This is a genomic window from Pseudomonas sp. R76 (genome assembly GCF_009834565.1).
In the GTDB taxonomy this organism is placed as follows: domain Bacteria; phylum Pseudomonadota; class Gammaproteobacteria; order Pseudomonadales; family Pseudomonadaceae; genus Aquipseudomonas.
Window position 1 is genome coordinate 2,261,976 of the sequence record NZ_CP019428.1, and the last position, 13,396, is coordinate 2,275,371.

The following is a 13,396-nucleotide window of genomic DNA, read 5'->3' on the forward strand; positions in this document are numbered from 1 at the left end:
CTCGAGTGACAGGCTGCCGGATAAGGCGGCTGGGCTCGGGGCTTGCGGCTTGAAAGCTTGCTGCTAAATAGAGGAACTATTTTCATGTCGCAGAAATTTGACGTTGTAGTGATTGGTGCAGGTCCTGGCGGCTACGTTGCCGCCATCAAGGCCGCACAACTGGGCCTCTCGACTGCTTGCATCGAAAAATACACCGACAAGGAAGGCAAACTGGCACTGGGCGGTACTTGCCTGAACGTCGGTTGCATTCCTTCCAAGGCGCTGCTGGACAGCTCCTGGAAATTCCACGAAGCCCAAAGCGGTTTCGCGATCCACGGCATCAACCATGCTGGTGTGACCATGGACGTGCCAGCAATGGTCGGCCGTAAAGCCAACATCGTTAAAGGCCTGACGTCCGGCGTTGCCACCTTGTTCAAGGCCAACGGCGTCACTTCCCTGCAAGGCCACGGCAAACTGCTGGCCGGCAAGAAAGTTGAAATCACCAAGCCTGACGGTTCGGTAGAAGTGATCGAAGCCGAGAACGTGATCCTGGCCCCAGGCTCGCGTCCAATCGACATTCCACCGGCTCCAGTTGACCAGAACGTGATCGTTGATTCGACCGGCGCCCTGGAATTCCAATCCGTGCCTAAGCGTCTGGGCGTGATCGGCGCTGGCGTGATCGGCCTGGAACTGGGTTCGGTATGGTCCCGCCTGGGTTCCCAAGTGACTGTGCTGGAAGCCCTGGACACGTTCCTGCTGGCTGCCGACACCGCGGTGTCCAAAGAAGCGCTGAAAACCCTGACCAAACAAGGTCTGGACATCAAGCTGGGCGCCCGTGTTACCGGTTCCAAGGTTAACGGCGAAGAAGTCGTGGTGACCTACACCGATAAAGAAGGCGAGCAGACCATCACCTTCGACAAGCTGATCGTAGCCGTGGGTCGCCGTCCAGTGACCACCGACCTGCTGGCTTCCGACAGCGGCGTGAATATCGACGAGCGTGGCTTCATCCACGTTGACGATCACTGCGCTACCACCGTGCCTGGCGTATACGCCATCGGCGACGTGGTTCGCGGCATGATGCTCGCGCACAAGGCTTCCGAAGAAGGCATCATGGTTGTCGAGCGCATCAAGGGCCACAAAACCCAGATGAACTACGACCTGATCCCGTCGGTTATCTACACCCACCCGGAAATTGCATGGGTCGGCAAGAACGAACAGCAGTTGAAAGCTGAAGGCGTTGAAGTTAACGTCGGCACCTTCCCGTTTGCCGCTTCTGGCCGTGCCATGGCAGCCAACGACACCGGTGGTTTTGTCAAAGTCATCGCTGATGCCAAGACTGACCGCGTATTGGGCGTCCACGTGATTGGCCCAAGCGCTGCAGAACTGGTTCAGCAAGGCGCAATCGGTATGGAATTCGGCACCAGTGCCGAGGACCTGGGCATGATGGTCTTCTCCCATCCGACCCTGTCCGAAGCGTTGCACGAAGCAGCGTTGGCAGTGAATGGCGGCGCCATCCACATCGCCAACAAGAAGAAGCGCTAAGCGAGATAATAAGAAACCACGGCGGAGTTGCCCGTCGTGAGCCTTGCGCGCAAGACTCACCGCGGAATATCCGCTGGACGCAGTCTTGCGCAGCTTTACGGGCATTAAGCCCCGCAAGCTGCGCGAGCAGCAGTCACAGGTGGCGCGGCACTCATAATGAGCGCAGCGCCGAATGCGCAGTACCTAACGAAGACGGTAAAAAGCATGAATCTTCACGAGTATCAGGGTAAGCAGCTGTTCGCTGAATACGGCCTGCCAGTATCCAAGGGCTACGCAGTAGACACCCCGGAAGCAGCAGCAGAAGCTTGCGACAAAATCGGTGGCACCGAGTGGGTTGTCAAAGCCCAGGTCCACGCTGGTGGTCGCGGTAAAGCGGGCGGCGTTAAGCTGGTTCGCAGCAAAGAAGACGCCAAGGCCTTCGCACAGCAGTGGCTGGGCAAGCGTCTGGTGACTTACCAGACTGATGCCAATGGCCAACCAGTCACCAAGATCCTGGTTGAATCGTGCACTGATATCGCTAAAGAGCTGTACCTGGGCGCTGTCGTTGACCGTTCGAGCCGTCGCATCGTGTTCATGGCTTCCACCGAAGGTGGCGTGGACATCGAGAAAATCGCTCACGAAACCCCAGAAAAAATTCTGAAAGCCACTATCGATCCACTGGTTGGCGCTCAGCCATTCCAGGGTCGCGAGCTGGCTTTCCAGCTGGGCCTGGAAGGCAAGCAAGTTGCCCAGTTCGCCAAGATCTTCGTAGGTCTGGCCAAACTGTTCCAGGATCACGATCTGGCCCTGCTGGAAGTGAACCCGCTGGTGATCAAGGCTGACGGCGATCTGCACTGCCTCGATGCCAAGATCAACATCGACGCCAACGCCATGTACCGTCAGCCTAAGCTGAAGACTTTCCACGATCCGTCGCAAGACGATCCGCGCGAAGCGCACGCTGCCAAGTTCGAACTGAACTACGTAGCCCTGGAAGGTAACATCGGTTGCATGGTCAACGGTGCTGGCCTGGCCATGGGTACCATGGACATCGTCAACCTGCATGGCGGCAAACCTGCCAACTTCCTCGACGTAGGCGGTGGTGCTACCAAAGAACGCGTTACCGAAGCCTTCAAGATCATCCTGTCCGACTCCAACGTCGCTGCAGTATTGGTTAACATCTTCGGCGGCATCGTTCGTTGCGACATGATTGCCGAAGGCATCATCGGTGCAGTGAAAGAAGTCGGCGTTAAAATCCCGGTTGTTGTTCGCCTTGAAGGTAACAACGCTGAACTGGGCGCTAAAGTACTGGCAGAAAGCGGTTTGAACATCATCGCGGCTACCAGCCTGACCGACGCTGCTCAACAAGTTGTCAAAGCTGCGGAGGGCAAATAATGAGCGTCCTGATTAATAAAGACACCAAAGTTATCTGCCAGGGTATTACCGGTTCGCAAGGTAGTTTCCACACCCAGCAAGCCATCGAATACGGCACCAAGATGGTTGGCGGCGTAACGCCGGGCAAAGGCGGCACCGAGCACCTGGGCCTGCCAGTGTTCAACACTGTGAAAGATGCTGTAGCTGCCACTGGCGCCACCGCCAGCGTGATCTACGTTCCAGCTCCTTTCTGCAAGGACTCCATCCTGGAAGCGGCATTCGGCGGCATCAAGCTGATCGTTTGCATCACCGAAGGCATTCCTACCCTGGACATGCTGGACGCTAAAGTTAAGTGCGACGAGCTGGGCGTAGTCCTGATCGGCCCTAACTGCCCAGGCGTGATCACCCCAGGCGAATGCAAGATCGGCATCATGCCAGGTCACATTCACTTGCCAGGTAAAGTCGGTATCGTTTCGCGTTCCGGCACCCTGACCTACGAAGCTGTTAAGCAGACTACTGACGCCGGTTTCGGTCAGTCGACTTGCGTCGGCATCGGCGGTGACCCGATCCCGGGTTCGAACTTCATCGACATCCTGAAGCTGTTCCAGGAAGACCCGAAGACCGAAGCGATCGTGATGATCGGTGAGATCGGCGGTTCGGCTGAAGAAGAAGCGGCTGCCTACATCAAGGCACACGTGACCAAGCCGGTTGTTTCCTACATCGCTGGTGTGACTGCCCCTGCTGGCAAGCGCATGGGCCATGCTGGCGCAATCATCTCTGGCGGCAAAGGCACTGCAGACGAGAAATTCGCTGCACTGCAAGACGCAGGCGTTAAAACCGTGCGTTCGCTGGCAGACATCGGCAAAGCCCTGGCTGAGCTGACCGGTTGGGCTGTCAAGTAAGCCTCGCGCTTAACTGACGCTTCACCAGGCAAAGGCCACCTTCGGGTGGCCTTTGTGCTTTCTGGACTTGCTGAAGTAGCGAGCCTGATGAAGGTCAAAATGTGGGAGCTGGCTTGCCTGCGATAGCATCGACTTGGTTTACCTGATGCGCCGAGTCGCCCGCATCGCAGGCAAGCCAGCTCCCACATTGTTCTGTATGCCAAATTTAAGTATGAAAATGCGACATCCAGATGTCGCTTATCGGACAGTTCGCCCCGCAACAGTGCGTTTGTCAGCCCAATTCTGTACTCTAGCCGCCTCTTTATGCGTCCGCATCCCAAAAGGAAGCCGCGCGCTAGACCGGTCGGTCCCCATAAGGACCGGCAGCAGTTCCCTCATCCATAGGGAATCCCTCTCTAAATTCCGATTCAGTAGTGTGGTATTTCCTCAAATGAAAGTGTTGAAAAGCCAGGATGTCCTGGCGTTAGGCTTTATGACTTTTGCCCTGTTCGTGGGCGCCGGCAACATCATCTTCCCGCCTATCGTTGGTTTGCAGTCCGGGCCTCACGTCTGGATGGCAGCGCTGGGCTTCCTGATCACCGCAGTGGGTCTGCCGGTGATCACTGTGATCGCCCTGGCCAAGGTCGGCGGCGGTATGGACGCGTTGAGCAGCCCGATCGGCAAGATCGCCGGCGGCCTGCTCGCGGCGGCGGCGTATCTGGCGGTAGGGCCGCTGTTCGCCACCCCGCGTACCGCGACCGTTTCGTTTGAAGTGGGCCTGGCGCCGCTGACCGGCGAAAGCCCGCTGGCGCTGTTCCTCTACAGTTCGGTGTACTTCCTGGTGGTGTTCTTCGTCTCCCTGTACCCGGGCCGCCTGCTGGACACCGTTGGTCGTTTCCTGGCACCGCTGAAAATCATCGCCCTGGCCATCCTCGGCATCGCCGCGTTTGCCTTGCCGGCCGGTGACGTTGGCGTGGCCACACCGGAATACGTCGCCGCACCGTTCTCCCAGGGCTTTATCAATGGTTACCTGACGATGGATACCCTCGGCGCGCTGGTGTTCGGGATCGTCATCGTCAATGCCATTCGCTCCCGTGGCGTCGAGTCGCCACAGCTGATCACCCGCTACGCGATCATTGCCGGGCTGATTGCCGGCGTGGGCCTGGCGCTGGTGTATATCAGCCTGTTCCGCCTGGGCGCGGGCAGCCACGCCGTAGCCGCCGGTGCCAGCAATGGCGCAGCCGTTCTGCATGCTTACGTGCAACATACGTTCGGCTCCCTGGGCAGCGGCTTCCTGGCCGTGCTGATCTCGTTGGCGTGCCTGGTCACCGCCGTGGGCCTGACCTGTGCCTGCGCCGAGTACTTCAGCAAGATCCTGCCGCTGTCCTACAAGACGCTGGTGGTGATCCTCGCGCTGTTCTCGCTGTTTGTGTCCAACCTGGGCCTGACCAAGCTGATTGCCTTCTCGATCCCGGTGCTCACTGCGATCTACCCGCCGTGCATCGTGCTGGTGGCCCTGAGCTTCTGCAAAGACTTCTGGCTGGAGCAGGGCCGCATCGTTGGCCCGGTGATGCTGGTGTCGTTCATTTTTGGCTGCATTGACGCGCTCAAGGGCGCAGGCCTGGCTGATTGGATGCCGACGCAGTTGTCGCACCTGCCGCTGAGCGAGCAAGGCCTGGCTTGGCTGGTGCCGTCGGTGATGACATTGGTCGTTGCTGTCGTGGTTGACCGCATGCTCGGCAAGCGTAGCGAAGCGATCGCTTAACGAAGGGTTTCGCGCTTCACTGAAATGCCTCGTATCAATCGATACGGGGCATTTTTTATGCCTGTGAGACAACAACGCTCTAAAGTTCGAACACGGTCAATGTGGGAGCGGGCTTGCTCGCGAATGCGGAGTGTCAGCTAGCAAATCTGGTACTGGTACACCGCATTCGCGAGCAAGCCCGCTCCCACATTTTTGACCGCGTACACCTACCTACATTTACTGTGTCCAAGGACCCGCATGTCGTTCGTTGAAACCAATCAGATCCACCTGCTCGCCGCCCTCTGGTTCGTGCTGTGTTGGGGCGGCTACACCCGTTACGCGCTCTGGAAAGCCCGCGACACCGCCTGCCTGGCCAGCGTGCTGCACTTGTACCGCGAAGACTGGATGCGCCGCATGCTGCTGCGCGACAACCGTATCGCCGACGCCAGCGTGATCGGCAATCTGGAGCGCAACGCGTCGTTCTTTGCCTCCAGCACGCTGATCATTCTGGCGGGTATTCTCACCGTGTTGGGGGCTTCCGAGCGGGCAGTATTGTTGTTGGCGGACATTCCCATGGTGCAGCAGGCTTCCCACGGCGTGTCGCAAATCAAGCTGCTGTGCCTGGCACTGGTGTTCGTCTATGCGTTTTTCACTTTTAGTTGGTGTATGCGCCAATACAACTTTGCGGCGGTGCTGGTGGGCTCTGCGCCGATGGTCGGTGAGCGGCAGGTGTCGGAGCAAGAGCGCAAGGCGTTTGCGCTGAGGGCGGCGCGGGTGATTTCGATGGCGGCCAACCAATTCAACTTTGGCCTGCGGGCTTATTACTTTGGCATGACCATGTTGGCCTGGTTTGTCAGCCCCTGGTTGTTTATGTTGATGAGCGGCGGGGTCGTGGTCGTGCTGTATCGCCGAGAGTTTCATTCCGACGTACTGCAGGTGATGGTCTATACCCCGACTGACAGCCCGTTGACGGAGTCGGCGAAGGAACCTTAGTGAGAGGCTTTAGAATTAGTGCAACTTTCTGGCGCCGAATAAGACGACGGACAACAAAAAGCCCGCTCTATAAGCGGGCTTTTTTTGCAGCAACAACCAAGCGATTAAGGCTTGGCAGGCGCTGTTGGTGTGGCGGTGCCGTCTTCTTTTGCTTTTTCAGCGTTCGCATCAGCCTGAGCTTTGGCAGCATCGGCGTTTTCTTTTGCAGCGTCGTTCACTTTATCCTGAGCTTTGGCCATGTCTTTCTGAGCTTGCTCAGAATGCGCTTGGGCATCTTGGGCTTTGTCTTCGGATTTTTTATCGCAGGCAGCGAGACCGAGGGCAGCGGCGAACATCATGGAAATAGCTAAAGTCTTGCGCATGGGGTGTTTCTCCTTATTGAAGATATCTACTGGCCTTTCGAGCCTGAGGGTTCAGCATTAGTTCCTTTTATTCCCCAGATATATAAACGCGGGGGTTCAAGGAACTTTCACCCGCACCCCACACTCCGCGGATCAACACTAATAAGAGTCGAGAACATATGACCGAAAATCCCCTGTTAGCGCGTGCCACACGCTTTGTTTCGGCCCTGCGCCATTGCCAGGTGCTTGGCATCAGCGTCCATGCCGCGAGCGAGGAGGGCATGACGCTGTCACTGCCGTACGGCCCGCATATCGTCGGTGATCCTCAAACCGGGGTGATTCATGGCGGCGCGCTCACCTCGTTGATGGACACGGCCTGCGGCATGGCCACCCTGTGTGTGTTGCCCGAATTCGAGGTGTGCCCGACCCTCGACTTGCGTGTGGACTACATGCATCCCGCCGAACCGCACAAACCGGTGTACGGCTTTGCGCAGTGCTACCGGGTCACCACCGATGTGATCTTCACCCGTGGCTTCGCCTATCAGGATGACCCGCAACAGCCCATCGCCCACGTGGTGGGCACGTTCATGCGCATGGGCAAGCGCCTCAAGGGCGCACAAGGACTGGGCAGCGCTATCAAGGGAGAACAGGTATGACGCATCGATTCAAGACTCGCTTGGAGCAGGCCCATGAACGCGGTAACTACGAAGCGCTGCTCGACCTGATTCCCTACGCCAAGCTGATCGGCATTGAATGCACGCGCTTGGGCGATGAATTGCTGTTTCGCCTGCCGGCCAACAAGGACAACATTGGTAACCCGATATTGCCGGCGCTGCACGGTGGCGTGATCGCAGGGTTTATGGAACTGTCGGCGGCGTTACATTTGCTGGTATTTACCGGCTCGCCAGGCATCCCGAAAATCATCGACTTTTCCCTGGATTACCTGCGCGCCGGGCAGTTTCGCGACACCTACGCCAAATGCCAGGTGTGGCGCCAGGGCCGTCGCGTGGCGAATGTGGCGATCACCGCCTGGCAAAGTACCGCGGCCGAACCGATCGCCACCGCCCGTGCACATTTCAAAATTGAGGAATCGGCCCGCCCTTGAAATCCTGGTCTTAGCCCCCAACTTTGATGACAACCCGCCGCCAACCCTCAAGGGCGCGGCCACTGCCATCCAATTGGAGTTTGATGACCATGAGTGTGGAAACTCAAAAGGAAACCCTGGGCTTCCAGACCGAGGTGAAGCAGCTGCTGCACCTCATGATCCATTCGCTGTATTCCAACAAGGAAATTTTCCTTCGCGAATTGATCTCGAACGCCTCTGACGCTGTCGACAAATTACGTTTCGAAGCCCTGTCCAAGCCTGAGTTGCTGGAAGGTGGCGCCGAACTCAAAATCCGTGTGAGCTTCGACAAGGACGCCAAGACCGTCACCCTCGAAGACAACGGTATCGGCATGAGCCGCGAAGACGCGATCACCCATTTGGGTACCATCGCTAAATCCGGCACCGCCGATTTCATGAAAAACCTGTCTGGCGATCAGAAAAAAGATTCGCACCTGATCGGCCAATTCGGCGTGGGCTTCTACTCGGCTTTCATCGTTGCCGACAAAGTTGAAGTGTTCAGCCGCCGCGCCGGCCTTGCCGCCAGCGAAGGTGTGCATTGGTCGTCCAAAGGTGAGGGCGAGTTTGAAATCGCCACCCTCGACAAGGCTGACCGTGGCACCCGCATCGTGCTGCACCTCAAATCCGGTGAAGACGAATTCGCCGATGGCTGGCGCCTGCGCAACATCATCAAGAAATATTCCGACCACATCGCTTTGCCGATCGAGTTGCCCAAAGAACAAGCGGCCGCTGAGGGTGAAGAGCAGCCTGCCCAGGAATGGGAAGTGGTCAACCGTGCCAGCGCCTTGTGGACCCGCCCTCGTACCGAAGTCAAAGACGAGGAATACCAGGAGTTCTACAAGCACATCGCGCACGACTACGAGAACCCGCTGAGCTGGAGCCACAACAAGGTTGAAGGCAAGCTGGAATACAGCTCGCTGCTCTATGTGCCAGCCCGTGCGCCGTTCGACCTGTACCAGCGCGAAGCGCCAAAAGGCCTGAAGCTGTACGTGCAGCGCGTGTTCGTGATGGACCAGGCGGAATCCTTCCTGCCGCTGTACCTGCGCTTCATCAAAGGCGTGGTCGATTCCAACGACCTGTCGCTGAACGTGTCGCGGGAAATCCTGCAGAAAGACCCGATCATCGATTCCATGAAGTCGGCGCTGACCAAGCGTGTGCTCGACATGCTGGAAAAACTGGCGAAGAACGAGCCTGAGCAATACAAAGGCTTCTGGAAAAACTTCGGTCAGGTCATGAAAGAAGGCCCGGCGGAAGATTTTGCCAACAAGGAAAAAATCGCCGGTCTGCTGCGCTTCGCCTCCACTCAGGGTGAAGACGGTGAGCAGGTGGTGTCGCTGGCCGAGTACCTGGCACGCGCCAAAGAAGGTCAGGACAAGATCTACTACCTGACCGGCGAAACCTACGCGCAGGTCAAGAACAGCCCGCACCTGGAAGTCTTCCGCAAGAAAGGCATCGAAGTGCTGCTGCTGACCGACCGTATCGATGAGTGGCTGATGAGCTACCTCAGCGAATTCGACGGCAAGACCTTCGTCGACGTGGCCCGTGGTGACCTGGACCTGGGTAACCTGGACTCCGAAGAAGAGAAGAAAGAAGCCGAAGAAGTCGCCAAGGCCAAAGAAGGCCTGGTTGAGCGGATCAAGACCGCTTTGGGCGATGCGGTCAGCGAAGTGCGGGTTTCCCACCGTCTGACGGATTCACCGGCGATCTTGGCCATCGGCGAGCAGGACCTGGGCATGCAGATGCGTCAGATCCTCGAAGCCAGCGGCCAGAAGGTTCCGGATTCCAAGCCGATCTTTGAATTCAACCCGGCTCACCCGCTGATCGAGAAACTCGACGGCGAGCAGAGCGAAGAGCGTTTTGGCGACCTGTCGCACATCCTCTTCGACCAGGCCGCCCTGGCCGCTGGCGACAGCTTGAAAGACCCGGCGGCCTACGTGCGCCGACTGAACAAGCTGTTGGTTGAACTGTCGGTTTAACACCGTTGTAGAAAAACCCGCTTCGGCGGGTTTTTTCGTTCTAACGCACTTCAACTGGAGTAAATGATGAGCCAAGTCACTGTACGTTCCGTGGTCTATCAGATTGATGGCCAGTCTTACGAAAGCCGCCTCGCGTTCGATGCCGGCCACCAAGGCCCATTGCCGGGCCTGCTGATGGCGCCGAATTGGATGGGTGTGAGTGCGGGTGCCGAAGAGATCGCCAAAAGCGTGGCCGCCAAGGGTTACGTGGTGCTGATCGCCGACCTGTACGGGCAAACTGTGCGCCCCTCGAATGGCGATGAGGCCGGCGCGGCGATGATGCCGTTGAAAAATGACAACCCGGCGCTGATCAAGCGTCTGCAGGCGGCGTTCGAGCAACTGCAAAGCCAGACCGAAGCGGCGGTTGATACCTCGAAGCTGGCGACCTTCGGCTTCTGCTTTGGCGGTTTCTGCTCGCTGGAGCTTGCGCGTACCGGTGCGCCGTTGAAGGCTGCCGTATCGTTCCACGGCACTATCGACACGCAGAACCCGGCAGGCGCCAAGCACATCAAGGGCTCGGTGCTGGTATTGCACGGTGCTTCCGACCCGTTGGTGCCCAAAGAGCAGCTGCCGGCGTTTGAAGCTGAAATGAATGCGGCCGGTGTGGATTGGCAGTTGCTGAGCTACGGCGGCGCGGTGCATTCCTTCACCGACCCGCACGCCAATGTGCCGGGCAAGATGATGTACGACGCGAAGACCGCCAAGCGGGCTTTCAAATCGATGCATGACTTGCTGGATGAAGTGTTCAAGGGCTGACGATGTGATCGTTCCCACGCTCCGCGTGGGAATGCCTGGCTGGACGCTCTGCGTTCGCTCTTTGTGACGCGGAGCGTCACGGGCTGCGTTCCCACGCAGAGCGTGGGAACAATCATCTCACCGGCAACTCAATCCTTTCTGTTTCCCCCGGCACCGTCGGCCAATCCCCCGCCGCCCAACGCTGCCGCGCCTGTTCGATCATGGCCGGGTCGCTCGCCACGAAATTCCAATTGATCCGCCGTGGCCCATCCAGCGGCGCACCGCCAAACACCACCACGTGGCAATCGCCTTCAGCAAACAGCGTCATGTCCTGCCCGGCAGGCAACACCACCAAGCTGTGCACCTCCAGCGCCTCGCCGTCCAACTGCGCCTCACCCTCCAGCACATACACCGCGCGTTCCTCATGCTCATCCGGGATCAGCAGCGTGGTGGCCGTTTGCATGCGCACCTCGGCATATAGCGTGGGCGACAGCACCGGCACCGGCGATTTGAGACAAAAGCCGCTGCCGGCGATCAGGCGAATATGCACACCCAGGTTGTCACTCACCGGCAAGCTCGCCGCCGCGTGATGGCTGTAGTGCCCCGGCCCGGTCTCGTGGTCTTTGGGCGAGGCCAGCCACACTTGCAGGCCATGCAGGCTGAAACCTTCGGCCTTGAGCGCCTCGGGCGTGCGCTCGACGTGGGCAATCGCACTGCCGGCGGTCATCCAGCTGACGTCGCCGGCCTGCACCACTTGGTCCGAGCCGAGGCTGTCCTTGTGTTGCAACGCGCCTTCGAACAGATAAGTCAGCGTGGACAGCCCGATATGCGGGTGCTGGCGGATATTCATGCCGGTGCCCGGCGCATAGCGCGTGGGCAGCATGTGGTCGAAAAACACAAAAGGCCCGACGCTGCGGCATTCACGCGACGGCAGCGGGCGCAGGATCGGCTGGCCTTCGACATCTTCGGCGCGCGGGCGGATCACGGTGAGGGTGGTCATGGTGCGTCCCTGTCTGAGCGGGTTAGAGGCTGCTTGAGCATAACCCGCTCGGCGGGAGAGTGGCGCTATTGGCTGAAGGCGCCTTCGGACAATTTCGTCTCGATGGTGACCTCGGCAGTGGTCATCAATTTGTGTACCGGGCAGCGGTCGGCTACGCGGTGCAGCTCGTCGCGCTGTGCATCGGTGAGCACGCCTTTGAGGGTCAGCTTGACGTTGAGCTTGTACTTGCCCTGCTGCTCCTCGCTGCTGTCGTGGGTGACTTCCACGGTCACGCCGCTCAGCGGGATGTCTTTCTTCTGGGCGTAGAGCTTGACGGTCAGGGCCTTGCACGACGCCAGGGCGGCATCGAAATAGTCGTGAGGGGAGGGCGCCGAGTCGTCGCCGCCCAGGCTTTTGGGCAGGTCGGTGAACAGTTCGTGATTATTGATATTCACACTGTGGCGAAAGTTGTCGTGGTTCAGGGTGTTGACGGTAACAGGCATGGTGAACCTCACGGTTTGGCAGGATGAAGGTCATGCAGTTATAGAACATGCTGGCACTTATAGAACATGCTGGCGCTGGGGTGTTCCGTGTTTTTTGACGGATGAACCCCTGGGTCGCGCGCAAGGTCTACCCGTATTAGCCGATATCGAGGTTTACCGTGCCCTGGAACCGCCTGAGTCTCGCCCTGTTGCTTGCCGCCAGCAGCCTTGCTGCGCAGGCGCGCGACTATGCCTACAGCGATGCGCACCTGCATTACGTGGATTTTTTCCAGGAAACCGCCAGCATGGATAAATTGCTCAAGGCGATGGCCGACGCGCGCATCGAGCATGTGATGATTTCCGGCATTCCCGTGGCGAAGAAATGGCACGAAGACGAACCCAAGCGCCCGCGTTACTACGCCGGTGATGACGCCGATGCCTATTGGTACAGCGCCACTGACGTGATCGTTGCCGCTGCGGTAAATAAGCTCACGCCCGAGCAGCGCCAGCATTTCCATCCGTTTCTGTCCGGGTTCAACCCTAACGACAAAAACTCCGCCGCGCATATCCAGCGCATGCTCGATCTCAATCCCGGGCTGTGGCAAGGCATCGGCGAAGTGTTTACGCGCCACGATGACCTGACCGCCTTGACCGCCGGCGACACCCCGCGCGCCAATAACGAAGCCATGGCGGCCATTTATCACCTTGCTGCCGAAAACGACCTGCCGGTGATGCTGCATTCCAATATCACCTCCAAGCGCGAGCGCAACCCGCTGTACCTGGCGGAAGTCGAAGAATCGCTGCGCAACCACCCGCACACCCGGTTTATCTGGGCGCATGCCGGCACCAGTAAAGAGATCCACCGCCATCAGGTGCAGATGGACTTTCTACTGCCGACCTTGAGTCGACTGTTGGAGGCCTATCCCAATCTGTACATCGACCTGTCCTGGAGCATGCTCACGCCGTACTTGCTCGACAGTGCGGGCAAACCCAGGCCGGAGTGGCTAAAGCTGGTGGAGCGCTTCCCGGAGCGCTTTATGCTGGGTTCGGACGTTGTAGGGCGCTTCAACAAACTCGGTAAGGAAATGCGCCGCTTCGATCCTTTCCTCGATGCGCTGCCCGAGGCCGTAGCCCGCAAAGTCGCACGCGATAACTTCCTGGCGATTCTGCCGAAACCCCCTCGCGATGAGCAGGCACATTGATATCGCCTTTTCGTCTTACGCAAAGTCGAT

13 protein-coding genes are annotated in these 13,396 nt (G+C 58.6%); 10 read left to right on the plus strand and 3 right to left on the minus strand.

The annotated features are described in order from the left end of the window. The first annotated feature begins 84 nt into the window (after positions 1 to 84). From lpdA to PspR76_RS10395, 5 genes are all read left to right on the plus strand, one after another. Positions 85 to 1,521, plus strand: coding sequence for a dihydrolipoyl dehydrogenase (gene lpdA, locus PspR76_RS10375; protein WP_159955101.1), 1,437 nt, complete (start codon positions 85 to 87; stop codon positions 1,519 to 1,521). 204 nt (positions 1,522 to 1,725) lie between these two features. Further along, the gene (sucC, locus tag PspR76_RS10380; protein WP_003233235.1) at positions 1,726 to 2,892 is read left to right on the plus strand and encodes an ADP-forming succinate--CoA ligase subunit beta; all 1,167 of its coding nucleotides are present in this window, start codon (positions 1,726 to 1,728) and stop codon (positions 2,890 to 2,892) included. After that, a complete protein-coding gene (gene sucD / locus PspR76_RS10385; protein ID WP_003172813.1) occupies positions 2,892 to 3,773 on the plus strand; it encodes a succinate--CoA ligase subunit alpha in 882 nt (293 codons plus the stop codon). The genes sucC and sucD overlap by 1 nt, the downstream gene beginning before the upstream one ends. Before the next feature lie 430 nt (positions 3,774 to 4,203). Next, complete coding sequence (brnQ, locus tag PspR76_RS10390; RefSeq protein WP_159955102.1) at positions 4,204 to 5,517, plus strand: branched-chain amino acid transport system II carrier protein; 1,314 nt, start codon at positions 4,204 to 4,206, stop codon at positions 5,515 to 5,517. Between the two features lie 237 nt (positions 5,518 to 5,754). After that, positions 5,755 to 6,489: a DUF599 domain-containing protein gene (locus tag PspR76_RS10395; protein ID WP_159955103.1), complete on the plus strand. Its 735-nt coding sequence runs from the start codon at positions 5,755 to 5,757 to the stop codon at positions 6,487 to 6,489. A gap of 104 nt (positions 6,490 to 6,593) precedes the next feature. On the opposite strand, the gene PspR76_RS10400 is transcribed toward PspR76_RS10395, so the two are convergent. Then, on the minus strand, positions 6,594 to 6,851 hold the full coding sequence (locus PspR76_RS10400; protein ID WP_159955104.1) for a hypothetical protein: 258 nt from the start codon (positions 6,849 to 6,851) through the stop codon (positions 6,594 to 6,596). Between the two features lie 158 nt (positions 6,852 to 7,009). Between PspR76_RS10400 and PspR76_RS10405 the strand changes: the two genes are divergently transcribed. The 4 genes from PspR76_RS10405 to PspR76_RS10420 all read left to right on the plus strand — a co-directional run bounded on the left by PspR76_RS10405 (position 7,010) and on the right by PspR76_RS10420 (position 10,724). Then, a complete protein-coding gene (locus PspR76_RS10405; RefSeq protein WP_159955105.1) occupies positions 7,010 to 7,486 on the plus strand; it encodes a PaaI family thioesterase in 477 nt (158 codons plus the stop codon). After that, entirely contained in the window at positions 7,483 to 7,935 is a 453-nt protein-coding gene (locus tag PspR76_RS10410) for a PaaI family thioesterase (RefSeq protein ID WP_159955106.1), read from the plus strand. The genes PspR76_RS10405 and PspR76_RS10410 overlap by 4 nt, the downstream gene beginning before the upstream one ends. A gap of 89 nt (positions 7,936 to 8,024) precedes the next feature. Beyond that, positions 8,025 to 9,929 carry a molecular chaperone HtpG gene (htpG, locus tag PspR76_RS10415; protein WP_159955107.1) on the plus strand — a complete coding sequence of 635 codons (1,905 nt, stop codon included), beginning with the start codon at positions 8,025 to 8,027 and terminating at the stop codon, positions 9,927 to 9,929. Positions 9,930 to 9,995: 66 nt separating this feature from the next. Next, entirely contained in the window at positions 9,996 to 10,724 is a 729-nt protein-coding gene (locus PspR76_RS10420; protein ID WP_159955108.1) for a dienelactone hydrolase family protein, read from the plus strand. A 112-nt stretch (positions 10,725 to 10,836) separates the two neighbouring features. Here PspR76_RS10420 and PspR76_RS10425 read toward each other — a convergent pair whose 3' ends face one another. After that, positions 10,837 to 11,703 carry a pirin family protein gene (locus PspR76_RS10425; protein WP_159955109.1) on the minus strand — a complete coding sequence of 289 codons (867 nt, stop codon included), beginning with the start codon at positions 11,701 to 11,703 and terminating at the stop codon, positions 10,837 to 10,839. Positions 11,704 to 11,768: 65 nt separating this feature from the next. Beyond that, a complete protein-coding gene (locus PspR76_RS10430; RefSeq protein ID WP_159955110.1) occupies positions 11,769 to 12,185 on the minus strand; it encodes an OsmC family protein in 417 nt (138 codons plus the stop codon). Positions 12,186 to 12,343: 158 nt separating this feature from the next. Between PspR76_RS10430 and PspR76_RS10435 the strand changes: the two genes are divergently transcribed. Further along, positions 12,344 to 13,366 carry an amidohydrolase family protein gene (locus PspR76_RS10435; protein WP_159955111.1) on the plus strand — a complete coding sequence of 341 codons (1,023 nt, stop codon included), beginning with the start codon at positions 12,344 to 12,346 and terminating at the stop codon, positions 13,364 to 13,366. Positions 13,367 to 13,396: the final 30 nt, after the last annotated feature.

What these genes read in the sequence shown, in the direction of transcription:
- sucC (WP_003233235.1), top strand. Translation starts at nt 1,726, where the DNA reads ATGAATCTTCACGAGTATCAGGGTAAGCAGCTGTTCGCTGAATACGGC.
- PspR76_RS10410 (WP_159955106.1), top strand. Translation starts at nt 7,483, where the DNA reads ATGACGCATCGATTCAAGACTCGCTTGGAGCAGGCCCATGAACGCGGT.
- PspR76_RS10395 (WP_159955103.1), top strand. Translation starts at nt 5,755, where the DNA reads ATGTCGTTCGTTGAAACCAATCAGATCCACCTGCTCGCCGCCCTCTGG.
- lpdA (WP_159955101.1), top strand. Translation starts at nt 85, where the DNA reads ATGTCGCAGAAATTTGACGTTGTAGTGATTGGTGCAGGTCCTGGCGGC.
- htpG (WP_159955107.1), top strand. Translation starts at nt 8,025, where the DNA reads ATGAGTGTGGAAACTCAAAAGGAAACCCTGGGCTTCCAGACCGAGGTG.
- PspR76_RS10420 (WP_159955108.1), top strand. Translation starts at nt 9,996, where the DNA reads ATGAGCCAAGTCACTGTACGTTCCGTGGTCTATCAGATTGATGGCCAG.
- PspR76_RS10405 (WP_159955105.1), top strand. Translation starts at nt 7,010, where the DNA reads ATGACCGAAAATCCCCTGTTAGCGCGTGCCACACGCTTTGTTTCGGCC.
- sucD (WP_003172813.1), top strand. Translation starts at nt 2,892, where the DNA reads ATGAGCGTCCTGATTAATAAAGACACCAAAGTTATCTGCCAGGGTATT.
- PspR76_RS10430 (WP_159955110.1), bottom strand. Translation starts at nt 12,185, where the DNA reads ATGCCTGTTACCGTCAACACCCTGAACCACGACAACTTTCGCCACAGT.
- PspR76_RS10400 (WP_159955104.1), bottom strand. Translation starts at nt 6,851, where the DNA reads ATGCGCAAGACTTTAGCTATTTCCATGATGTTCGCCGCTGCCCTCGGT.
- brnQ (WP_159955102.1), top strand. Translation starts at nt 4,204, where the DNA reads ATGAAAGTGTTGAAAAGCCAGGATGTCCTGGCGTTAGGCTTTATGACT.
- PspR76_RS10425 (WP_159955109.1), bottom strand. Translation starts at nt 11,703, where the DNA reads ATGACCACCCTCACCGTGATCCGCCCGCGCGCCGAAGATGTCGAAGGC.